Annotated in this window: 22 protein-coding genes; 3 read left to right on the top strand and 19 right to left on the bottom strand. The window is 69.4% G+C overall.

Going from position 1 to position 22646, the window contains the following annotated elements; genetic code table 11:
• Position 1: 1 nt before the first annotated feature.
• The 13 genes from rpoZ to efp form a co-directional block, all read right to left on the bottom strand.
• Positions 2-256, bottom strand: a complete 255-nt coding sequence (gene rpoZ / locus V2S04_RS10650; RefSeq protein ID WP_413638445.1) for a DNA-directed RNA polymerase subunit omega — start codon at positions 254-256, stop codon at positions 2-4.
• 60 nt (positions 257-316) lie between these two features.
• The gene (gmk, locus tag V2S04_RS10655) at positions 317-1225 is read right to left on the bottom strand and encodes a guanylate kinase (protein WP_413638446.1); all 909 of its coding nucleotides are present in this window, start codon (positions 1223-1225) and stop codon (positions 317-319) included.
• Positions 1218-2081 carry an orotidine-5'-phosphate decarboxylase gene (pyrF, locus tag V2S04_RS10660; protein ID WP_413638447.1) on the bottom strand — a complete coding sequence of 288 codons (864 nt, stop codon included), beginning with the start codon at positions 2079-2081 and terminating at the stop codon, positions 1218-1220. Before pyrF ends, gmk begins: the two co-directional genes overlap by 8 nt.
• The gene (carB, locus tag V2S04_RS10665) at positions 2078-5365 is read right to left on the bottom strand and encodes a carbamoyl-phosphate synthase large subunit (RefSeq protein WP_340086615.1); all 3288 of its coding nucleotides are present in this window, start codon (positions 5363-5365) and stop codon (positions 2078-2080) included. Before carB ends, pyrF begins: the two co-directional genes overlap by 4 nt.
• On the bottom strand, positions 5365-6525 hold the full coding sequence (carA, locus tag V2S04_RS10670; protein ID WP_413638448.1) for a glutamine-hydrolyzing carbamoyl-phosphate synthase small subunit: 1161 nt from the start codon (positions 6523-6525) through the stop codon (positions 5365-5367). The genes carB and carA overlap by 1 nt, the downstream gene beginning before the upstream one ends.
• Positions 6522-7028: a hypothetical protein gene (locus V2S04_RS10675; RefSeq protein ID WP_413638449.1), complete on the bottom strand. Its 507-nt coding sequence runs from the start codon at positions 7026-7028 to the stop codon at positions 6522-6524. Before V2S04_RS10675 ends, carA begins: the two co-directional genes overlap by 4 nt.
• Complete coding sequence (locus V2S04_RS10680) at positions 7025-8359, bottom strand: dihydroorotase (protein WP_413638450.1); 1335 nt, start codon at positions 8357-8359, stop codon at positions 7025-7027. Before V2S04_RS10680 ends, V2S04_RS10675 begins: the two co-directional genes overlap by 4 nt.
• Entirely contained in the window at positions 8356-9321 is a 966-nt protein-coding gene (locus V2S04_RS10685; protein ID WP_413638451.1) for an aspartate carbamoyltransferase catalytic subunit, read from the bottom strand. Before V2S04_RS10685 ends, V2S04_RS10680 begins: the two co-directional genes overlap by 4 nt.
• Complete coding sequence (gene pyrR / locus V2S04_RS10690; RefSeq protein WP_099195952.1) at positions 9318-9848, bottom strand: bifunctional pyr operon transcriptional regulator/uracil phosphoribosyltransferase PyrR; 531 nt, start codon at positions 9846-9848, stop codon at positions 9318-9320. Before pyrR ends, V2S04_RS10685 begins: the two co-directional genes overlap by 4 nt.
• 99 nt (positions 9849-9947) lie before the next feature.
• Positions 9948-11519, bottom strand: coding sequence for a Rieske 2Fe-2S domain-containing protein (locus tag V2S04_RS10695; RefSeq protein WP_413638452.1), 1572 nt, complete (start codon positions 11517-11519; stop codon positions 9948-9950).
• Positions 11520-11609: 90 nt separating this feature from the next.
• Entirely contained in the window at positions 11610-14924 is a 3315-nt protein-coding gene (locus tag V2S04_RS10700; RefSeq protein ID WP_413638453.1) for an SNF2-related protein, read from the bottom strand.
• 50 nt (positions 14925-14974) lie between these two features.
• Positions 14975-15385, bottom strand: a complete 411-nt coding sequence (gene nusB / locus V2S04_RS10705; RefSeq protein WP_099195950.1) for a transcription antitermination factor NusB — start codon at positions 15383-15385, stop codon at positions 14975-14977.
• 2 nt (positions 15386-15387) lie between these two features.
• The gene (efp, locus tag V2S04_RS10710; protein ID WP_071643676.1) at positions 15388-15951 is read right to left on the bottom strand and encodes an elongation factor P; all 564 of its coding nucleotides are present in this window, start codon (positions 15949-15951) and stop codon (positions 15388-15390) included.
• Between the two features lie 151 nt (positions 15952-16102).
• Between efp and V2S04_RS10715 the strand changes: the two genes are divergently transcribed.
• Positions 16103-17347, top strand: coding sequence for a DUF222 domain-containing protein (locus V2S04_RS10715; RefSeq protein ID WP_413638454.1), 1245 nt, complete (start codon positions 16103-16105; stop codon positions 17345-17347).
• Here V2S04_RS10715 and V2S04_RS10720 read toward each other — a convergent pair.
• Positions 17322-17846, bottom strand: coding sequence for an alpha/beta hydrolase (locus V2S04_RS10720; RefSeq protein ID WP_413638455.1), 525 nt, complete (start codon positions 17844-17846; stop codon positions 17322-17324). The genes V2S04_RS10715 and V2S04_RS10720 overlap by 26 nt on opposite strands.
• Here V2S04_RS10720 and V2S04_RS10725 point away from each other — a divergent pair.
• The gene (locus tag V2S04_RS10725) at positions 17757-18002 is read left to right on the top strand and encodes a hypothetical protein (RefSeq protein ID WP_413638785.1); all 246 of its coding nucleotides are present in this window, start codon (positions 17757-17759) and stop codon (positions 18000-18002) included. The genes V2S04_RS10720 and V2S04_RS10725 overlap by 90 nt on opposite strands.
• Before the next feature lie 30 nt (positions 18003-18032).
• Here the strand turns inward: V2S04_RS10725 and V2S04_RS10730 are convergent, their stop codons facing one another.
• Positions 18033-18698 carry an SDR family oxidoreductase gene (locus V2S04_RS10730; protein ID WP_413638456.1) on the bottom strand — a complete coding sequence of 222 codons (666 nt, stop codon included), beginning with the start codon at positions 18696-18698 and terminating at the stop codon, positions 18033-18035.
• Between the two features lie 118 nt (positions 18699-18816).
• Between V2S04_RS10730 and V2S04_RS10735 the strand changes: the two genes are divergently transcribed.
• On the top strand, positions 18817-19395 hold the full coding sequence (locus V2S04_RS10735; protein WP_413638457.1) for a hypothetical protein: 579 nt from the start codon (positions 18817-18819) through the stop codon (positions 19393-19395).
• 2 nt (positions 19396-19397) lie between these two features.
• Here the strand turns inward: V2S04_RS10735 and V2S04_RS10740 are convergent, their stop codons facing one another.
• From V2S04_RS10740 to aroC, 4 genes are read right to left on the bottom strand one after another with little or no spacing between them, the layout of a single operon-like run.
• Complete coding sequence (locus V2S04_RS10740) at positions 19398-19838, bottom strand: type II 3-dehydroquinate dehydratase (protein ID WP_413638458.1); 441 nt, start codon at positions 19836-19838, stop codon at positions 19398-19400.
• Positions 19835-20914, bottom strand: coding sequence for a 3-dehydroquinate synthase (aroB, locus tag V2S04_RS10745; RefSeq protein ID WP_413638459.1), 1080 nt, complete (start codon positions 20912-20914; stop codon positions 19835-19837). Before aroB ends, V2S04_RS10740 begins: the two co-directional genes overlap by 4 nt.
• Positions 20911-21432 (bottom strand): shikimate kinase, encoded by a 522-nt coding sequence (locus tag V2S04_RS10750; RefSeq protein ID WP_413638460.1) that lies wholly within the window; start codon positions 21430-21432, stop codon positions 20911-20913. Before V2S04_RS10750 ends, aroB begins: the two co-directional genes overlap by 4 nt.
• On the bottom strand, positions 21416-22645 hold the full coding sequence (gene aroC, locus V2S04_RS10755; protein WP_413638461.1) for a chorismate synthase: 1230 nt from the start codon (positions 22643-22645) through the stop codon (positions 21416-21418). The genes V2S04_RS10750 and aroC overlap by 17 nt, the downstream gene beginning before the upstream one ends.
• Position 22646 lies beyond the last annotated feature (1 nt).

The following is a 22646-nucleotide window of genomic DNA, read 5'->3' on the forward strand; positions in this document are numbered from 1 at the left end:
GTCACTCAGCGTGACGGATGCGCAGCTTGTCCTCGTTGATCTCGTGCAGGGCGATCGTGAGGGGCTTGTCCTCGACCGAGGAGTCGACCAGCGGGCCGACGTTGTCGAACAGGTTCCCCTCGTGCAGGTCGCAGTAGTAGTCGTTGATCTGGCGGGCGCGCTTGGACGCGTAGATCACGAGCTCGTACTTGGACTCGACACGCTCGAGCAGGTTGTCGATGGGCGGGTCGATGATGCCGTTGTTGTGTCCGGCCATGGTGGACCTCCTGGTCAGGCGACGATGTCGTCGAGAACGTTGGGTGAGAGCGAGCGCGGATCAGCGCGCAGAGTCTGTAGCCAATTCTACGACCTCTTCGGCCGCGGTGGCGACGTCGGCGTTCACGACGAGGTAATCGAACTCGTTCTGCGCCGCCAGCTCGACGCGCGCGGTGCGCAGTCGACGGGCGCGCTCCTCGGCATCCTCCGTGCCACGGCCGACGAGTCGGAGCACGAGCTCGTCCCAGCTGGGGGGCAGCAGGAAGACCAGCGACGCGTTCGGCTCGGCGGCGCGCACCTGCCTCGCGCCCTGCAGATCGATCTCGAGCAGCACTGTCCTGCCGTCCGCCAGCGCCGCGTCGACGGGACCGCGCGGTGTGCCGTAACGGTGCTTGTTGTGCACGACCGCGTACTCGAGCAGCTGCTCGTCGGCGATCAGCCGGTCGAACTCGGCGTCGTCGACGAAGTAGTAGTGCACACCGTCGACCTCTCCCGGGCGGGGCGCCCTCGTCGTCGCAGAGACCGACAGGTGGATCTCGGGGTGGGTCTCGCGGATGTGGGCCGCCACCGTGCCCTTGCCGACCGCGGTGGGACCTGCGAGCACGAGCAGCCGGCTGCGGGCCGGGCGTGGCCGGTGCGGCGGGAAGCGCTCGTCGAGCCAGGCGCCGAGGGCTTGCCGCTGACGCACGCCCAGACCGCCGAGTCGCTTGACCGGAGCGATGTGCAGCTCGTCGAGCACCCGGTCGCGCTTGCCGGCGCCGATGGCGGGCAGCGCCATGAGGAAGTCGGTGACGCGCATCGTGGCGGCGTCGGATTCCGCATCCTCGGTCGCCTGACGCAGCACCGTCTGCGGGGCGATCACCCGCGTGCTGAGGTCGCGCTTGAGGGCGGCGCGGGCGCGCCGGCGCTCGAGGGCGCGCCGCGAGGCGGCGACGCGATCGACGTCGGGGACGGCGGGACGTTCAGCCACGGAGGACCTCCTGGTATCGCGCGTTGCGGGTGCGGATCGTCTCGGCGATCGCGTCGGGACCGGCGGCCAGGATGCTGCGGCTCTCGCTCGCGAGCACGTTGTGCGCCACCGCGCCGAAGCGGCCGGTGAGGTCGGCGGCAATGGCCCCCTGGGCGCCGAAGCCCGGCGCGAGGATGGGCGTGTCGGCCAGCTGCGCATCGTCGAGACCGACATCGGCGCGGTCGACCGTCGCCCCGATCACGAGTCCGATGGGTCCGAGCCCGCCGGCGAACGCCGCCGAGTGGTTGACCCAGGTGACGTCTCGGGCGACCCGCGCCGCGACGGTCTGCTCGTCGCCCGCCGCCACATCGACGGTGCGGGCGGTCTGCAGCGCGGCCGCCTCGGGGTTGCTCGTCGCCGCGAGCACGAACACGCCCTTCTCCGCCCGGACCGCGGCGGTGAGCGTGTCACGCAGCGATTCGGGACCGAGGTAGGGGCTGACGGTCACGGCATCCGCCTCGAGGGGCGCCCCGGGCTCCAGCCAGGCCGCCGTGTAGCCGGCCATCGTCGAGCCGATGTCGCCGCGCTTGGCGTCGGCCAGCACGATCAGGCCGGCCTGGCGTGCCGCCGACGAGATGTCCTCCAGCGCCGCGAAGCCGCGTGACCCGAAGCGCTCGAAGAAGGCGACCTGCGGTTTGACGATGCCCGCGCGACCCGCCGCGGCGTCCACCACGGCGAGACCGAACGAGCGCAGTCCCTCGGCGTCCTGCCCCAGACCCCACTGGTCGAGCAGAGCGGCGTGCGGGTCGATGCCCACGCACAGCGGACCGAAGCGGTCCATCGCCGTGCGCAGGCGGGCGCCGAAGGACTCGCTCATCGCGCAGCCTCGCGGTCGAGCGCGTACTCCTGGAGGCTGCGCACGTCGAAGCCGGATTGCGTGGCGTCCATGCCGGTCACCGCTGCGCCGAGCACGGCCATCGTGGTGAACAGGGCCTTATCCGCGGCGACCGCGGCCGCGCGGATCTCGTAGCCGTCGTGACGGGCGGCGCCACCGCTCGGGGTGTTCACCACGATGTCGATCTCGCCGTCGTTGATCAGGTCGACGATGTTGCGCTCGCCGTTCTGCTGCGTCTCGCTGAACTTCGCGACGACCTGCGCGGAGATGCCGTTGCGTCCCAGGATCTCGGCGGTGCCCTCGGTCGCCACGAGCGAGAAGCCGAGCTGCTGCAGGCGGTGCGCAGGCAGGATGACCTCGCGCTTGTCCGAGTCGGCGACCGAGATGAACACCGTGCCCGAGGTGGGCATCCCGCCGTACGCGGCCGACTGGCTCTTGGCGAACGCGGTCGGGAAGTCGCGGTCGATGCCCATGACCTCACCGGTCGAGCGCATCTCCGGCCCGAGGACCGAGTCGACGACCTTGCCGTCGTGGGTGCGGAACCGCTTGAACGGCAGCACGGCCTCCTTGACGGCGACCGGCGCGCCCAGGGGCACCCGGGAGCCGTCCTGTGCGGGCAGCATGCCCTCGTCGACCAGCTCGGCGATCGTGGCGCCGGCCATCAGCCGGCTGGCGGCCTTGGCCATCGGGATGCCGAGCGCCTTCGACACGAACGGCACCGTGCGGCTGGCGCGCGGGTTGGCCTCGATGACGTAGAGCACGCCGGCGCTGATCGCGAACTGCACGTTCAGCAGGCCCCGCACGCCCACACCCTGCGCGATCGCGAGGGTCGCGGTGCGCACGCGGTCGATGTCGGTGCGTCCCAGCGACACAGGCGGCAGGGTGCAGCTGGAGTCCCCGGAGTGGATGCCCGCTTCCTCGAGGTGCTCCATGACGCCGCCGATGTACAGGTCGGTGCCGTCGTACAGCGCGTCGACGTCGAGCTCGATCGCGTCGTCGAGGAAGCGGTCGACGAGCAGTGGCTTGCCCTCCTCGATGACGACCTCGCCGGCGGTGCGCACGAAGTACTCCCGAAGCGACTCGGAGTCGTAGACGATCTCCATGCCGCGACCCCCGAGCACGAAGCTCGGGCGCACCAGCACCGGGTAGCCGATGTCCTCGGCGATGCGCACCGCGCCGGCGACGTCGATGGCCGTGCCGTTGCGCGGCGCCACCAGACCGGCGTCGTCGAGGAGGCGTGCGAACAGCTCGCGCTCCTCGGCGAGATCGATCGCTGCCGGGCTCGTGCCGAGGACGGTGTAGCCGGCGGCCTCGATGCCCTTGGCGAGCCCCAGCGGGGTCTGCCCGCCGAGCTGGCAGACGACGCCGAGGATCGTGCCGCTGCGGGCTTCGGCGTCGAGCACCTCGAGGACGTCCTCGAGGGTGAGGGGCTCGAAGTACAGCCGGTCGGAGGTGTCGTAGTCGGTCGACACGGTCTCGGGGTTGCAGTTGACCATGACCGTCTCGTACCCGGCATCCGACAGCGCGAACGACGCGTGCACGCACGAGTAGTCGAACTCGACGCCCTGGCCGATGCGGTTCGGGCCCGACCCGATGATGACGACCTTGGTGCGCTCGCTGGGGGCGACCTCGGTCTCGAAGTCGTAGCTCGAGTAGTGGTACGGCGTGAGCGCGGGGAACTCCCCCGCGCAGGTGTCGACGGTCTTGAAGACCGGACGCACGTCGAAGCCGTGCCGGATGCGGCGCACCTCCGCCTCGTCGATGTCGCGCAGCTGCGCGATCTGGGCGTCGGAGAAGCCGTGCTCCTTGGCGTGACGCAGCGTCTCGCGATCGAGCTCGTTCGCGGATGCCACCGCCTCGGCGACCTCGTTGATCAGCACGATCTGATCGAGGAACCACGGGTCCATGGCGGTGGCGTCGAAGGCCTGCTCGATCGTCGCCCCCTTGCGCAGCGCCTGCTGCAGCACGACGATGCGGCCGTCGGTCGGCGTCTTCGCGACCTCGAGCAGCTCCTCGACGGAGCGGGGCTCGTCGCCCCAGTGGAAGCTCGAGCCGCGCTTCTCGAGCGAGCGCAGCGCCTTCTGCAGCGCGGTGGTGTAGTTGCGGCCGATGGCCATCGCCTCGCCCACCGACTTCATGGTGGTGGTGAGCGTGGCATCCGCCGCCGGGAACTTCTCGAACGCGAAACGGGGCACCTTCACCACGACGTAGTCGAGCGTGGGCTCGAAGCTGGCCGGGGTGACGCCGGTGATGTCGTTCGGGATCTCGTCGAGACGGTAGCCGAGGGCCAGCTTCGCGGCGAGCTTCGCGATCGGGAACCCGGTCGCCTTGGAGGCGAGCGCGGACGATCGCGAGACGCGGGGGTTCATCTCGATGACGATGATGCGCCCGTTGGTCGGGTCGACGGCGAACTGGATGTTGCAGCCGCCGGTGTCGACGCCCACCGAGCGGATGATGTCGATCGAGATGTCGCGCATCTTCTGGTACTCGCGGTCGGTGAGGGTCAGCGCCGGCGCGACGGTGATCGAGTCGCCGGTGTGCACGCCGACGGGGTCGACGTTCTCGATCGAGCAGACGACCACCGTGTTGTCGGCGGTGTCGCGCATGAGCTCGAGCTCGTACTCCTTCCACCCGAGGATCGACTCCTCGAGCAGCACCTCGTTGGTCGGCGAGTCGTGCAGCCCGGCTCCGCCGATGCGGCGGAGGTCGGCCTCGTCGTAGGCGAACCCGGAGCCGAGTCCGCCCATGGTGAAGGACGGGCGCACGACCAGCGGGTAGCCGAGCTCGTCGGCGCCGGCCAGCAGCTCGTCCATCGTGTGGCAGATCACCGAGCGGGCCACGTCCGCGCCCGCCTCGAGCACGAGCTCCTTGAAGACCTGACGGTCCTCGCCGCGGCGGATCGCGTCGACCTTCGCGCCGATCAGCTCGACGTCGTACTTCTCGAGGATGCCCCGCTCGTGCAGCGCCATGGCGGCGTTGAGCGCGGTCTGCCCGCCGAGCGTCGGCAGGATGGCATCCGGCTTCTCCTTGGCGATGATCGTCTCGATGACCTCGGGCGTGATCGGCTCGATGTAGGTCGCATCCGCGAAGTCGGGGTCGGTCATGATGGTCGCCGGGTTGGAGTTGACGAGGATGACGCGCACGCCCTCTTCGCGCAGCACCCGGCACGCCTGGGTGCCGGAGTAGTCGAACTCGCAGGCCTGGCCGATGACGATCGGACCCGAGCCGATGACCAGGACGGAGGTGATGTCTTCGCGCTTCGGCATCAGTTGGCGCCCTTCTTCTTGTTCGCGACGACGAGTTCGCGGAATCTGCTGAACAGGTAGTGGGCGTCGTGCGGGCCGGCCGCCGCCTCCGGGTGGTACTGCACCGAGAACGCGGGCAGATCGAGGGCGCGCAGGCCCTCCACGACCTGATCGTTCAGGCCGACATGGCTGACCTCGACTCGTCCGTATCCGTGTGGGCTGTCGAACTCGCCCTCGACCGGGGCGTCGACGGCGAAGCCGTGGTTGTGCGCGGTGATCTCGACCCGGCCGGTGGCCTTGTCGATCACCGGCTGGTTGATGCCGCGGTGGCCGAAGGTGAGCTTGTAGGTGCCCAGCCCCAGGGCGCGGCCGAACAGCTGGTTGCCGAAGCAGATGCCGAAGTACGGCAGGCGGGCATCGAGAACCTGGCGCAGCACGGCGACCTGCTCGTCGGATGCCGAGGGGTCGCCGGGGCCGTTCGAGTAGAACACCGCATCCGGCTCGACCGCGGTGATGTCGTCGAAGGTGGCCGACTGCGGCAGGACGTGCACGTCGAAGCCGAGGGCTGAGAGGTTGTCGAGGGTGGACTGCTTGACGCCGAGATCGAGCACGGCGAGGTTTCCGATGCGCTCGGTGCTCGCAGGGATCACGACAGCCTCGGTGACGGAGACCGTGGCCGACAGGTTCTGACCGGTCATCTCAGGGGCGGCGGTCACCTGTCGCAGCTGCTCGGCGGCATCGAGTGCGGCGTCCGCGCCCGAGAAGATCCCGCCGCGCATCGAGCCGGTGTCGCGGATGCGCCGGGTGAGGGCGCGCGTGTCGATCGCGCTGATGCCCACGATGTCGCTGCGCACGAGTGCGTCGTCCAGCGACTCCTCGGAACGCCAGTTCGACACCCGGCGCGCGGGGTCGCGCACGATGTACCCGGCGACCCAGATGCGCGAGGACTCCTCGTCCTCGCGGTTCATGCCGGTGTTGCCGATGTGCGGTGCCGTCTGCAGCACGATCTGACCGGCGTACGAGGGGTCGGTCAGCGTCTCCTGGTAGCCGGACATGCCGGTCGCGAAGACCACCTCGCCGAGCGTGGTGCCTCGAGCGCCGTAGGCGCGGCCTTCGAACCGGGTGCCGTCCTCGAGCACGAGGACGGCCGGCTCGACTGCGTTGATGGTGTGCGATATCACGGGTTCTCTCCGTTCTCCGCAGCGGCGCAGAGGCGCTCGAGCTGCGGGAGGATGTCTGCAGGCCCACCGGAGGCGGGCCGGATGAATGAGTCGACGTGGATGCCGTCGGCCGCACGCCAGACCAGGCGGATGAGGCCGTCGCGCTCCACGACGCGGTCGATGGCGACGGTGGCACGGTCCGCCGCGACGAGCCGCGAGGAGGCCAGGAACACGGTCGGTGCGCCGTCGAGGCTGAGGGCGACGCCGCGGTCGGTGAGCACGAGCTCGCCACGGGCGCGGTACGTCAGCGGGCTGATCGCGAGGCGCTCGAGCGGGTGGTCGTGCTTGGTCGTGGCGACGTACAGGATCTCGTGCCTGCCGGTCACATCCGCATGCTCGGGCACACCGAGCGGCGCGGTGAGACCGGCGTCGCGTCGCAGCCGGCTGCGCCACGCCATGAACATGAGGAGCAGGATGACCGCGGCGACGAGACCGATGATCAGACCGGCGACTTCCCGGCTCACTTCGTGCTGCTCCGCTCGCTCGGCGCGGCGGACTCGCTCAGCTCCTCGACGAGGACTCCCCCGTCGACCGTGATGACGCCGCCGTGGATCGTCCACTGCACGCGACCCGGCAGCTCCCGGCCCAGATACGGCGAGTTGTGGCTGCGCCCGTGCAGATCGGCCTCGGTGAAGACGCCGGGCACGCTGGGGTCGTAGAGCGTCACGTGCGCGGGGCGGCCGACCTCGAGCGCGCCGAAGCCGTCTAGGTGCCCGATGCGCGCCGGTGCCGCGCTCATCACGCGGGCGACGTCCGACCAGTCCAGCTGGCCGGTGCCGACCATCGCCTGGTGCACGACGCGCAGCGCGCTCTCGAGCCCGACCATGCCGTTCGCGGCGGCCTGCCACTCGCAGGCCTTGTTCTCGGCCGGGTGCGGGGCGTGGTCGGTGGCGACGATGTCGATCGTGCCGTCGGCCAGCCCCTGCCGCACGGCCTGGACGTCCTCGGCGGTGCGCAGCGGCGGGTTGACCTTGTAGCGGGCGTCGTAGTCGCGCACGAGGTCGTCGGTCAGCAGCAGGTGGTGCGGGGTGACCTCGGCGGTGACCTGGATGCCGCGCTTCTTGGCCCAGCGGATGATGTCGACCGATCCTGCCGTGGACAGATGGCAGACGTGCAGCCGGGAGCCGACGTGCTCGGCCAGCAGCACGTCACGGGCGATGATCGACTCCTCGGCGACGGCCGGCCAGCCGGCGAGGCCGAGCTCGGCCGACACGACGCCCTCGTTCATCTGGGCGCCCTCGGTCAGGCGCGGGTCCTGGGCATGCTGGGCGATGACGCCGTCGAACGACTTCACGTACTCGAGCGCGCGGCGCATGATCAGCGGGTCCCAGACGCAGAAGCCGTCATCGCTGAAGACGCGCACGCGGGCTCGCGAACCCGCCATCGCGCCCAGCTCGGCGAGCCGCTCGCCCTTCTGCCCGACGGTGACCGCGCCGATCGGCTGCACGGTGGCGTAGCCGGCGGCCTCCCCGAGGGCGAGCTCCTGCTCGACCACGCCGGCGGTGTCGGCGACCGGCTGCGTGTTCGGCATCGCGAACACCGCGGTGAATCCGCCGGCGGCGGCCGCGCGGGTGCCGGTGAGCACGGTCTCGGATGCCTCGAAGCCGGGTTCGCGAAGGTGCGTGTGCAGGTCGACGAGGCCCGGGAGGGCGACGAGGCCGGCTGCGTCGATGACCCGGGCGCCCGATCGGCTGAGACCGGAGCCGATCTCGGCGATGACGCCGTTCTCGATCACGATGTCGGCGCTGTCGCGCCCGAGCAGCTGGACGCCTGCGATGACGAGGGTCTGGCTCATTTCACTTTCCCCTCTTCGTCGTTGCGCTCCCCCGCCAGCAGCAGGTAGAGCACGGCCATGCGCACCGAGACGCCGTTGGTGACCTGCTCCAGCACGGTGGAGCGCGGTGAGTCGGCGGCTTCGGATGAGATCTCGAGACCGCGGTTCATGGGACCGGGGTGCATCACGATGCTATCGTCCGGCAGCGTCGCCGCGCGCACGGCGTCAAGACCCCACAGCCGGGAATACTCCCGCTCAGTCGGGAAATACGCGGCGTGCATGCGCTCGGCCTGGATGCGCAGCATCATGACCGCGTCGGGGCCTTCCGCGAGTGCCGCGTCGAGGTCGTAGAGCACGCGGACCGGCCACTCGGAGACGTTCTGCGGAACGAGCGTCGGCGGGGTGACCAGCGTGACGTCGGCGCCGAGCAGCGAGAGCAGCCACACATTCGAGCGGGCGACGCGGGAGTGCAGCACATCGCCGACGATGACCACGCGCAGACCCGACAGGTCGTGTCCGCGGCTGTCTCTGCCGTGCCGGCGCTTGCGGACGGTGAAGGCGTCGAGCAGCGCCTGGGTGGGATGCTCGTGCGTCCCGTCGCCCGCGTTGACGACGCCGGCCGAGATCCAGCCGCTCGTCGCGAGGGTCCGCGGGGCTCCGGATGCCGAGTGGCGCACGACCACGGCATCCGCCCCCATCGCCTGCAGGGTCTGGGCGGTGTCCTTGAGGCTCTCGCCCTTCGAGACGCTGGAGCCTTTGGCCGCGAAGTTGATCACGTCTGCGGAGAGCCGCTTGGCGGCCGCCTCGAACGAGATGCGGGTGCGGGTGGAGTCCTCGAAGAAGAGGTTCACGACGGTCTTGCCGAGCAGCGTCGGCAGCTTCTTGACCTCGCGCGACTGCGTGTCGGCCATGTCCTCGGCGACGTCGAGGATGCGCAGCGCCTGCTCGCGGTCGAGGGTGCGGATGTCGAGCAGGTGCCTCATGATTCGATCGTCACCTCGTCGGATCCGTCGAGTTCGCGCAGCCGCACGTTGACGCGCTCGGCGCGGGAGGAGGGGATGTTCTTGCCGACGAAATCCGGGCGGATCGGGAGCTCGCGGTGCCCGCGGTCGACGAGGATCGCCAGGCGCACGACGGCGGGGCGTCCGATCGACTGCAGGGCGTCGAGCGCGGCGCGGATGCTGCGTCCCGAGAACAGCACGTCGTCGACGAGCACGACGGTCCTGCCGTCGATGCCGTCGGCGGGGATCTCGGTGCGCTTGGGCGCGCGGGTGGGGTGCTTCGCCAGATCGTCGCGGAACAGCGTGATGTCGAGGGAGCCGACGGGGATGTCCGTCTCGGCGATGCCGGAGATGATCGGTCCGAGCCGCTCGGCGAGCGTCACTCCCCTGGTCGGGATGCCGAGGAGCACGAGACCTTCAGCGCCTCGGTTCGACTCGAGGATCTCATGGGCGATGCGCGTCAGAGCGCGCGCGATGTCGGCTTCGTGCAGCACTGTGCGTGCAGTCATCGGCCACTTCCCTTCTCCGCCTCTCTGGACGGGTTTAAAGGTTCGGTGATGTCTCGAGTCTAACGATTCGCCCTCAGCCGTGCTGGTATACCACTGCGCTCAGGCGCCGAGGCGCAGCGCGTCCTCGGTGACCGGGCAGCGCTCGGCGCGGATCGGGTGCCCGGATGTCGTGAGGCACTTGCCGGTCGCGAGATCCCACTTCCAGTCGTGCATCGAGCAGGTCAGGATGCCGTCCTCGATCTTGCCGGTGCGGGTGAGGTCGGCGCGCAGGTGCGGGCAGCGGCGCTGCACCACCCAGTCGCCGATCTCGGCGTCCTCGGTCTGATCAGTCTGCTCCTGGTACCAGTTCTCGACGTACTCGATCCGGTCGACGGAGAGGCACTTGAGGAAGGTGGTGAGGAACTCGTTGAACTTGCCGCTGCGCCCGACCGAGAACTGCATCGACAGGAAGATCGAGTTCGACCAGTCGATCTCGTGGTCGCGGATGTTCGTCGAGACGAGGTCGGCGGGGATCGTGTACCAGTAAATGCACTCCTCGCCGGCGTACTCGCGCACCTTGGCCTTCGGGAAGTCGACGACCATGTCCAGCTCGCCGATCCGGAAGCGCACGTTGCCGCCGACGCCGAGCCGGATGGTGCGCGACTTCTTCAGCAGCGGCTCCCACCATTCCTTGATCGCGGCGAGCATCTCGGCCGGCGGGATGATCTCGGCGCGGCTGGCCTCCTCGTCGCGGATCTCCTGCTGACGCGTCGCCCGCTGCTCTTCGAGGTAGTCCCACTTCTCGTCGAAGATGTGGTCGATCTCTTCCTGCGAGTACAGGCTCTGCGACACGCTGAGCTCGCCGTGGTTCATCTCGACCACGGTGCCCGGGATGAACAGGTGGCCGTCGTACTGCGGAGCCAGCTCCTTCATGTGCGCCAGGAACTGCTTCTGATCGGTGAAGATCGAGTCGTCGTCCTGCCCGGTGCCGTTGAAGCGGAACAGCTCGTCGCGCAGGAACATGGGCGGGCCCGCCATCGGGAAGACGTGCGGAGCGTCGACTTTCTCGATGTAGTACATGGCGCGCTTGTTCTGCGCGTCGCGCTTGAGCCCGGCGAACTTCTGCTTGGCGTCCTGCGGCAGGTCGTAGACCATGGGCCACCAGATCGCTCCGGAGACCTGCGTGAAGTACGCCTCGGGCTTGCCGAACGACAGCAGCGCCTCCAGGTCGAGCGGGTGGGAGTCGTTCTGGTTGAGGATCGATGCCGTGCCGTCGTCGACGCTCAGCGACGAGTCGCCGATCGGTCCGTCGCTCGGCGCGCGCAGCGGGGTGATCATCATCTTCAGGTCGCCGCGCTCGATCACCTGGCCGGCGGGCGCGTAGGTGATGTTGTTGTAGCCGAGCGCCCGGATGTCGACCTCGAGGTCGTCGGTGACGTACTCGGGCAGCAGCACCTCGATGTCCTTGGAGATGTACTTCTCGAGCAGCGCCGGGTCGAAGTGATCGCGGTGGCGGTGCGAGATGTACAGGAAGTCCGCCTCACGCCCGAATCGCTCCCAGTCGAGCCCGCGGTTGTCGGGGAACGGGAACCACGAGCCGTAGAACGAAGGACCGAGAACGGGGTCGCAGATGATGTTGCCGCCGACCGTCTCGATGAACATTCCAGCGTGGCCGAGTCCCGTGATCCGCATGTCTCTCCTCTGGGTTGGACAGCGTCGATTCTATCGAGGGCTTCCTGTGCGCGGTCGGTGACGGGCCGTGCTTATCGGGATGCCGCGCGGTCAGGACTCGAGCAGCCCGCGGATGTCGTCGGCTGTGAGCGCCTGCGCGAACAGCGCCTCGTCGTCCATCACCGCGGTGAACAGGCGGGCCTTGCGTCGCTGCAGGGCCAGCACCTTCTCCTCGATGGTGCCTGCCGCGATCAGGCGGTAGACGATCACCGGCTGCGTCTGCCCGATCCGGTGCGTGCGGTCGATCGCCTGCGCCTCGGCCGCGGGGTTCCACCACGGGTCGAGCAGCAGGACGTAGTCGGCTTCGGTCAGGGTGAGACCGAACCCGCCGGCCTTCAGGCTGATCAGGAACACCGGGGCATCGCCGGAGCGGAACGCGTCGACGACATCGTCTCGGCGGCGGGTCGAACCGTCGAGGTACTCGTAGGCGATGCCCGCGTCACGCATCCGCTCGGCGGCCATCTCCAGGTACGAGGTGAACTGGCTGAAGACCAGAGCGCGATGCCCTTCCGAGCGCAGCTCCTGCACGTGCTCGAGCAGCACATCCAGCTTCGCCGATGATGAATCGTCGGCATCCGGTTCGATCAGCCGGGGCGACAGCGCGAGCATCCGGAGCATCGTGAGCGAGCGGAACACGATGAACCGGTTGCGATCGAGGTCGGCGAGCAGACCCAGCACCTTCTGCCGCTCGCGCTGCAGCACGGTGTCGTAGACGGCCCGGTGCGCGGGGCTGAGATCGACGAACAGCTCCTGCACCTGCTTTTCGGGCAGGTCGGCCGCGACGAGATCTTTGGTGCGTCGCAGCATGAGGGGCCGGATGCGGAGGCGCAGCCGCTCGAGCCGCCGCTGGCGGAATGGAGCGCCCTCCTCGTTCTCGGGCACCTTGCCCCGCTCGATCGGCTGGACGTACTCCTCGCGGAAGCGGCGCTTCGACGGGAAGAGCCCCGGCGCGGTCAGCGAGAACAGCGCCCACAGGTCGGTCAGGCTGTTCTCGAGCGGCGTGCCGGTGACGGCGATCGTGACGACCGATCTCAGCTCGGCGATCGCCTGGTGCACCTTCGTCGCGGGGTTCTTCGCGAACTGCGCCTCGTCGATGATCACGCCCGCCCAGTCGAGCCGCTGGTACTCCTCGGCATCCAGTCGAAGCAGGGTGTAGGAGGTGACGATGACGTCGGCCCCGGCGGCCATCGCGCTGATCTCGTCGGCCCGACGTGACCCGGTGCCTTCGACGATGCGCACTCGCAGGTCGGGCGTGAACCTGCTCGCCTCGCTGCGCCAGGTGCCGAGCACCGAGGTCGGCGCGATCACGAGGAAGGGGCGCTTCTCGTCGTTCTCCACGGCGTGCGCGATGAGCGAGAGCAGCTGGAGCGTCTTGCCCAGCCCCATGTCGTCGGCGAGGATGCCCCCGAGCCGGTGCTGCCAGAGGAACGCCAGCCAGTCGAGCCCCTGCTGCTGGTAGGGGCGCAGCTGTGCTCGCAAGCCCGCGGGCGGTGTCGTGGGGGGAACGTGCTCGATGCCTCGCAGGCCCTCGGCCAGGGCTCGCCAGCCCACCGCCTGCTCGGACTGGTCGGCGAGATCCTCGAAGTCCTCCCAGAGCGCGGTCTGGTGGCGGCTGATGCGCGGGCCGGTCTCCCACTCGGTGAGAGCGCCGGCCTCGTCGATGAGCTCCCGCAGCTGTTGCAGGGCCGGGTGCGCCAGGGAGAAGTAGGTGCCGTCGACGAGCATGAGCTTCGTGCGCCGCATGCTCAGCGCGGTGAACAGGGGCGTGAACGGGATCGAGTGCCCGTCGATCTTGACCAGGACGCCGAGGTCGAACCAGTCGGGATCGGTCGACTCGACCGTCGACACCGAGATCTCGGGGGTGCCGGTCAGCTCGCGGTACCGGGTTCGACGACCCGTCACGACGACCTTCACCGTGGAGGCCTCGAACGCCGGCAGCACGTGCGCAGCCCACTCCGCCGCGCCGAGCTGCTCGAGCTCTGCGCGATGGCGGAACTCGTCGCGCGTCGCACCCGCCCAGATGGCCTCGATGTCACGGAGGCATCGGCGCTCGGCATCCGGATCGCGGAACCGTTCTTGGCCGGTGAGCGCGACCGAGCCGTGGCCTGCATACTCCCACTCGAATCGGTAAGAGACGCGATGCCCGCTGCGGAACGCCACGCGCAGCACCGGTTCCGGCGCGGCGAGCGATGGCAGCGCCAGGTGGTCGGCGGCCGTGACGTTCGTCTGCCTGGCCAGCGCCGGATACGCCTCGGCGACGAACTGCTGCCGGTCGTGCGGCGGCACGTCGATCGGGCCTGCGGCGCCGAGCGCGTTGAGCACCGCAGGGGCGAGCGGCACCTGGGCGACGGCGACCTCGATGCGGGTGCCGACGAGCTGCCAGCGGTACACGCCGATCCGGCCGATGGGGCGCAGGGATGCCGCGGCCGCCGCTTCGCCGTCGACCGTGGCGTCCACGGCGATCGCGAGCCCTCCGCCCTCGCCCGGCTCGATGCGCAGGCCCACCTGCGCTGTTCCGGCGAGAGAGACGCTGGTGTGCTTCTGCGTCGGGACGATCGGGATGCCGAGGTCGGCGAGGACGTCGAGGTGCCGCCACAGCAGCGCCGTCTCGACGCGATCGAGCGCTATCCAGTCGCCCGCGGTGCCGGACAGCAGCGAGTCGCGGGCGATGTTCAGGAAGTCCGTGAACCATCGCGCCTGATCAGCGCGGAAGCGTCCCGACGAGCGCCGCACCGAGTCCCAGGAGGCATCTCCCTGAATCCAGCGGCCCGTCGACGCGCTGCGCACGAGCGGTCTGACGCAGAGCAGGATCTCACCGTGGTCGCCGGCGAGGTCGCGGGGCGTGGCCGCGTGCAGAGCGGCGGGCCCCCACCGGTCGAAGGAGTGGCGGGGACGAACGCGCACTTCGATGCCGAGGGCGAGGGACGGCTCGTTCTGCGCCGTGTCGGACGCGTTCAGCAGCGCACGCCATGCCGGCGGCGGGACGGGACGGGCGAAGGCCCCGAACTGCTCCCAGGGCTCGCGAGGAGGCGGTGGCGCCACAGCCGGAACGGCGGGCGGCAGCGGTTCCGCTCGCGCAGGTTCGTCGGAGTCGGCTCCGACGAGGACCGCTGCGATCGCATGCTTGCATGCGGAGGCGACCGGGCACGTGCAGCTGGTCGTCATGATCCGCTGTCCGTCGAATCTCACGCGGCAGCGATAGGGAGCGCGTTCGCTGCCGAACACTCTGGCGCTGAGCGTCTGCGAGGCGGCGTCCCACCGGGCGTCGACGACGCGACCGCGATCCGCATAGTCGAGGCCGCGCTGGTACCCGCCGTCTCCGCCCAGAGCTCGCAGCGCGGTGGCGGTGGGACGAGGAGAGCTCATGGCAGCATCCTCCCCGTCACCACCGACACGCGCTCAGCGTGGGCCGAGAATCAGATCGAGCGTGCGATGCGGGCGAGCACGCCGTGCACGAACGCGCCGGAATCCTCGGTCGAGAGCTCCTTGGCGAGCTCTACGGCCTCGTCGATGGCCACAGCCGTCGGCACCTCGTCGTTGTAGACGATCTCCCACGTGCCGATGCGCAGCAGGGCGCGGTCGACGGCGGGCATCCGGTCGAGCTTCCAGTCGTTGCTGTGCGTGGTGATGTGCTCGTCGATCTCATCGCGGTTGTCGATGATGCCGTCGACGATGTCGCGGGCGTACAGCCAGGAGGCCTCACGTGCGGGTTCGCTGGCGGCGCGTTTGGCCGCCGCGGCGAGAACCACCGAGAGCTCCTCGCCGCGCACGTCAGCCGAGAAGAGGATGTCGAGGGCGCGCTTGCGCGCCTTGGTACGGGCGCTCAAGGTCAGTCGTTGACCCGGCCGAGGTAGTCACCCGTGCGGGTGTCGACCTTGACCTTGGTGCCGGTCTCGAGGAACAGCGGAACCTGGATCTCGTAGCCGGTCTCGAGAGTGGCGGGCTTGGTGCCGGCCGACGAGCGGTCGCCCTGCAGGCCCGGCTCGGTGTAGGTGACCTCGAGCACGACCGAGGCGGGGAGCTCGATGTAGAGCGGGTTGCCGTTGTTCAGCGCGATCTGCACCTGCTGGTTCTCGAGCATGTAGTTCTTGGCGTCGCCGACGGTGGCCGCGGGGACGTTGATCTGGTCGTAGTCCTCCTGGTCCATGAAGACGAAGCTGTCTCCGTCGGTGTACAGGTAGGTGAAGTCGCGGCGGTCGACGTTCTCGATCTCGATCTTGGTGCCGGCGTTGTAGGTCTTGTCGACCGACTTGCCCGTGACGACGTTCTTCAGCTTGGTGCGGACGAAGGCGCCACCCTTGCCGGGCTTGACGTGCTGGAACTCCACGACGCTCCAGAGCTGTCCGTCGATCTTGATGACGACGCCGTTCTTGATGTCTGCAGTGGATGCCATGGTGATGGGGGTCCGTTCATTCAGAAGCTTCGAGGGCCCGCGCGGGTGCGCGCAGAGGTGGCCGAGAAGCAATTCTATCGGATGCCCTGAAATGGACGATGGGAGGGCGGTCACCCTTTCCTTATTCGAAGTTTTGTTCTATACTGGAGGCATGGTCATCGACGAGGAGCTCGGCCTGATCCCGCAGACGGCGGGTGATGTGCTGGGGGTGCTTCTGGATGATGTGACGTGTTCCGAGGTGGATGCGAATCGGTCTGCGGCTCGTCAGGCGCAGCGCGTGGCCGAGGCGGTGCAGTTCGCTCGTCGGCATCCGGAGATCTACACGATCGACGCGGACGTGCAGATGGCCGAACGGTCGGTGGTTCTGGAGCTGTCGCTGCGGTTGCGTATCTCGCAGGAGCGGGTGCGCGAGCTGTGCGTGGTGGCGGAGACCGCGGCGCGGGATCTGCCGCTGCTGTGGCAGCGTGCGCGCGACGGGTTCGCGTCGATGCACAACGTCGGCGTGGTCGTGACAGCGGCGGGCCCGCTCGCCTGCCCGGCGGATGCCCCGCAGCCGGTGCGGGATGCGCTGGCCGCTGCCTTGTCACGGGTGGATGAAGCCGCACAGGAGTGGGTGCTGACATGCTCATCGGCGGTGCTGCGCCAGCGGGCGAAGAAGCTCGTCGACCGGATCACCGGCGACACTGCGGCGCGCCGGCACACCCGCGCGATGTCCGACCGGCACGTCAGCGTCTCCCCCGCCGGCGACGGGATGTCATGGATCACCGCTCTGCTTCCCACTCACGAAGCGGTCGCTGTGATGCAACGCCTGACCGCCACGGCCAAGCACACCCAGAAGGACAAGCGCGACGGCAGAACGCGAAATCAGATCCGCGCGGATCTGTTCAGCGGGTGGCTGCGCGGCGTCGGCACGCCGACCGCGGTGAAGACGAAGCTGTTCGTCACCGTGCCCGTCCAGCTGCTGGCCGGCGAGCCCGTACCCGTCGAGCAGGCCTCGATCGTCGGCGGCGACAGCATCGACCCGCTCACCGCGAAGCAGCTCTTCCTCGATGCCCGCGGCTTCCGCCGGGTGATCACCGACCCCCTCAAAGGCGTGATCATCGACATGGACCGCCGCACCTACCGCCCCACCCGAGCACAACGCGACTGGCTCACGCTGCACCACGGCACCTGCTCCCGCGACGGATGCACCCGCCTCGCCCTCGACGCCGACCTCGACCACGACCGCCCCTGGGCCCGAGGCGGAACCACCGACCTCACCCAACTGCGACCCCTCTGCCCGCGCGACCACACCATGCGACATCGCACCCGCATCCGCTACCGCACACGCCCCGATCGCTCGGTGCAAGCCATCACCCCCACTGGGTACATCAGCACCGCACCACCACCCTTCTGACGACCGAGTGCGGCCGATCGACTCTCAGGCGGTGAAGACTTCGGGAAGAGCATCCACGAACTCGCGGAGGTGGCTGTACCAGACGGTATGTGCTGCGCCGGGGATCTCGCGCACGTGCACACCGCGACGAGTGAGATCCGCAGCAGCCTCCTCGGCTGCGGAGCCGCCGGTCGTTCTCGTACTGTTCGATGAGTGCTTCGCGGTCCTGACCGCCTCGAATCAGCATGCCGGCGTCGACGTAGACCGCAGTAGTCGGGCGCAACCGACCCACGGCTGCCGCGAGAACCGATCCGCCGTACGAATGGCCCATGGCGACCGTGAGAGGGCCCGAGAGGCTGGTTCTGACCGTCTCTACCACCGCGTCGGCAGCCGCCGACACCGAAGTCGCCTCGTCCCGGGGTGACAATCCGTGACCCGGCAGGTCGACTGCGAGCACTCTGTAACCGCTGTCGATCAGGCGATCGGTAACGGCACCCCAGCTCTTACTCGAGCCGCACATGCCGTGCACCAGCAGAGCGCTTCGCGGCCCTCGGCGGAGCTGCCCGTGCGCCCGGTCGACCACTTGTGGAAGGGCCTGATCATGCTCACCAACCTCACCCCGGGAGAGTCCGATTTCGCACGTCGCGTGTTGCAGGAGCTCCTCGGCCCGGAATGATCCGGGCGCGCTGACTTGCCGGGCGGGACCTCAGAACCGCGCCGAGAATCCACCGTCGGTGTGCAGCAGCTGCCCGCTGATCCACCGGCCCTCGTCGGACAGCAGGAACGAGGTGATCCCTGCGATGTCCCGCGGCGTGCCCGAGCGACCGAGCGGATGCTGCGCGGTCAGGGCGCGGCGAGTCTCATCGTCCATCCAGCCCGTGTCGATCGGCCCCGGATTCACGACGTTCGCAGATATCCCGCGCGGCCCCAGCTCTCGCGCGGCGGAGATCACGATGCGATCCAGCGCACCCTTCGACGCCCCGTACGGCAGGTTGCCCGTCACGTGATCGCTCGTGAACGCGACAATCGCTCCCCCGGTTTCACCGGCCTGGCGCGCGAAGGCGGCGATCAGGAGCAGAGATGCGCGAGCGTTCACCGCGACGTGCTGGTCGAAACTCTCGGCGGTGGTGTCGAGGATGCCCGACTCCACATCGTGGGCGTGGCTGAGCACCAGAGCCGAGATGGTTCCGCGCTCGTGCGCGACCGTCTCAATGAGAGCGGCCGGCGCCTGGGCATCCGAGAGGTCGCATGGATGATCCCCGGCATCGAGATCGCTGGTCACCACCTCCCACCCGTCGGCGCGGAGCCGAGGAACGATGCCGGCAGCGATGCTGTTCGAACGAGCGGCTCCGGTGACCAGCGCGAGGGGCATGCGTCGACGCTAGCAGCCCGACACGGGCCGGGAGCGCGGGTTCTGCAGCGGCCCCTGTACAGCAGCGGGCGTCGCGTGGTGGACTGGCCGCGTGAGCTTCTTCCCGCCTGATCCCCCGATGCCCGAGCAGGATGACGACGAGTCGCCTCAGCCGCGCTGGTGGCAGGCTCCGGAGACCGAGCTGCCGATCCTCGTCGCCGCGCCCGAGATCCTGGGCGCCACCGAGCATGTCGCCGTCGCAGTCGCCGGCGTCGCCGTGTACTCGGACGGCATCGAGCTCCGTATAGAGCGGCGTCTGCGCCGCAATGGCCTCGCCCTCCGGGAGTGGAACGAGCTGACGGGCGCTTTCATGGAGCACATGCCCTACGGCTCGGCCGACCCGGGCGGGCGCTTCCGCGTCGGCTTGGTGCTTGCCGACGGAACGAAGGTGACCGACGCCTCCCCCTTCTTCGGCGGCGGTGATCCGATGGCCGAACCAGACGAGTACATGCTCAGCCGGCGTGAGCAGGGCGGTGGCGGCGGTGCGCATGCCTACTCGACGGCCGATCATCTCTGGCTGTGGCCGCTGCCGCCCGACGGATCCATCGACGTGGTCGTGCAGTGGCCGACTTTCGGCATCGGCGAGACGCGCGTGCGCATCGACGTCGGCGCGATGTCGGAGCTGAGCACGCGAGCCCGTCCCTTCTGGGCCGACTGAGCTCAGAGCAGCGCAGCCAGCTCCCGTACGGCGCGCGCGTAGCCGTCGACGCCCTCGCCGACCACGCGCACGGCCGCCACATCGTCGAGATAGGAGAAGTGCCGGAACCTCTCCCGTGCGTAGACGTCCGAGATGTGCACCTCAGCGAACGGCAGGCCGACCCCGGTCAGGGCATCCCGCAGCGAGACCGAGGTGTGCGTGAGCCCGCCGGGGTTGATGATGATCGCCGCGCAGTCCTCCCGGGCGGCGTGAATCGCATCGATCAGCACGCCCTCGTGGTTGCTCTGCAGCGCCCGGAGCTCGTACCCGGCCTCGACCGCCGCGGCCGCCGTGAGCTGCTCGACATCGGCCAGAGTCGCGCTACCGTACACGTCGGGCTCCCGGGTGCCGAGCAGGTTGAGGTTCGGACCGTTCAACAGCATCAGCCGGCGGGCGTCGGTCATCCCGCCACCTCCTGGTAGGCGGCGAACATGAGCGACTCGTCCGGCGCCTGCACCACCGTCGGCTTGGCGATGTCGTCGAGCAGGATGAAGCGCAGCATCCCGCCGCGCGCCTTCTTGTCGCGCTGCATGGTGGCCAGCAGCTGCTGCCAGGCTCCCCCGCGGTACGTCGTCGGCAGTCCGAGCGACTCGAGCACCGCACGGTGCCGATCGGCTCCGGCGTCCGGAAGCCTGCCGGCCAGACGTGACAGCTCGGCGGCGTACATCATGCCGATCGAGATCGCCGCACCATGCCGCCACTGATAGCGCTCGGCGTGCTCGATCGCATGACCCAGGGTGTGGCCGTAGTTGAGGATCTCCCGCAGGCCGGCCTCACGGAAGTCATCCGAGACGACCTTCGCTTTCATGTCGATCGCGAGCTCGACCGTGCGACGGAACTCGTCGGTCGTCGGGTCGACCGCCCGCTCGGGCGAGGCCTCGATGATGTCGAGGATCTCGGGCGCCCAGATGAACCCCGCCTTCACGACCTCCGCGTATCCCGCGGTCGCCTCGTTGGCGCTGAGGCTCTGCAGCTCGTCGAGATCGCCGATCACGGCACGCGGCGCCCAGAACGCGCCGACCATGTTCTTGCCCTCGGCGGTGTTCACCCCGGTCTTGCCGCCGACGGCGGCGTCGACGAGACCGAGCACGGTCGTCGGCACCTGCACGACCTGCACGCCGCGAAGCCAGGTCGCGGCGACGAAGCCGGCGACATCGGTCACCGAACCTCCTCCGTAGCCGATCACAGCGTCGGTGCGCGTGAAGTCGGCCTGACCCATCACCTGCCAGCAGAACGCTGCGACTTCGATGCGCTTGCCCGCCTCGGCATCCGGGATCTCGGCGAGCAGCACCTCGAGGGCGCCGTCCGACATGAGTCGTTCGCGCAGCTCTGCCGCGCGCTTGCCGAGCGTCGGCGGATGCACGACGAGCACCTTGCGCACGGCGGGATCCAGTGCCGCCCGCACACCGTCGAGGATGCCGCGCCCCACGCTGATGTCGTACGGCGTGCTTCCCGAGACGCTGATCGTGGTCGTGGTCATGGCTGCTTCCTCCTCCAGGCGGCGATCTCCTCCGCCAAAGCGCGCATGGGTCTGCGCGATGTGTCGACGGTCAGGTCGGCGACCTCCTCGTACCAGCCGCGTCGCTGGTCGAAGATGGCGCGCCACCGGGCGACGGGGTCGTCACCGGCGAGCAGGGGGCGTCCCGACCCGGTGATGCGGCGTTCGACCGCCTCAGCGGTGACGGTGAGGAAGACGACGGAATGCCGGTGCAGCAGAGCGCGCGTGTCGGCATCCGTCACCGCTCCCCCGCCCAGCGAGACCACACCGCCCTCCGCGACGGCCGTCGCGACGGCCTCGCGCTCGAGCTCGCGGAAGCGCGCTTCCCCGTGCTCGGCGAAGATCTCGGGGATCGGCCCGTGCTCCGCCGCTATCCGTTTGTCGGTGTCGATGAACGGAACATCGAGCATCCGCGCGACCTTGCGGCCCACACTGGTCTTGCCTGCGGCCATCGGGCCGACCAGCACGAGCGTCAGCGGATGCTCAGACGAGCTCATCATGGGCGAGCAGCGCCGCCTCGGATGCGGGCGCGGTGCGCAGCGACTCGGGGATCGCCGCCACGTACGAGTCGAGGTTGCGGCGGGTCTCGCGGATGCTGTCGCCGCCAAACTTCTCGAGCAGCGAGTTCGCGAGCTCGATCGCGACCATCGCCTCGGCGACGACGCCCGCGGCGGGCACGGCGCACACGTCGGAGCGCTGGTGATGCGCGGTCGCGGTCTCGCCCGAGGCGACGTCGACGGTGCGCAGCGCGCGCGGCACGGTCGCGATCGGCTTCATGCCGGCCCGGACGCGCAGCACCGTTCCGGTGCTCATGCCGCCCTCGATGCCGCCGGCCCGGTCGGATGCCCGGGTGATGCCGTCCTCGGCCGCGAACAGCTCGTCGTGAGCGGCGGAGCCGCGGCGCCGGGTGGTCTCGAAGCCGTCGCCGACCTCGACGCCCTTGATGGCCTGGATGCTCATCAGCGCCTGCGCGAGACGCCCGTCCAGGCGGCGGTCCCAGTGCACATGCGAGCCGATCCCCGGCGGAAGACCGTAGGCGAGCACCTCGACGATGCCCCCGAGCGTGTCACCGTCCTTGCGGGCGGAGTCCACCTCCTCGACCATGCGTGCGGAGGTCTGCACGTCGAAGCAGCGCAGCGGATCGGCGTCGAGAGCGTCGACGTCGTCCGGTGTCGGCAGTGCGGAACCTTCCGGCACACGCACGGGTCCGATCGAGAGGGTGTGGCTGACGAGACGGATGCCGAGCTCCGCGAGGAACGAGCGAGCCACGGCGCCGAGGGCCACACGCGCGGCCGTCTCGCGTGCGCTCGCGCGCTCGAGGATGGGCCGGGCCTCATCGAAGTCGTACTTCTGCATGCCGACGAGGTCGGCATGACCCGGACGGGGGCGTGTCAGGGCTGCTCCCCTGCCTCGGGATTTCTCGGTGAGCTCGGTGGGTGCCGGGTTCATCACCTCGGTCCACTTGGGCCACTCGGTGTTGCCGATCCGCAGGGCGATGGGGCTGCCCAGGGTGCGGCCGTGGCGCACACCGCTGGAGATGGTCAGCTCGTCCTGCTCGAACTTCATGCGCGATCCGCGTCCATAGCCGAGCTTGCGGCGCTGGAGGTCGGCCTGGATCGCCTCGGCCGTGACGGTCACACCGGAGGGCAGGCCCTCCACGATGGCGATGAGTTCGGGGCCGTGCGATTCGCCGGCAGTGAGCACGCGGAGCATT

Source organism: Microbacterium sp. OR21, from assembly GCF_047306785.1.
Taxonomy (GTDB): domain Bacteria; phylum Actinomycetota; class Actinomycetes; order Actinomycetales; family Microbacteriaceae; genus Microbacterium; species Microbacterium esteraromaticum_E.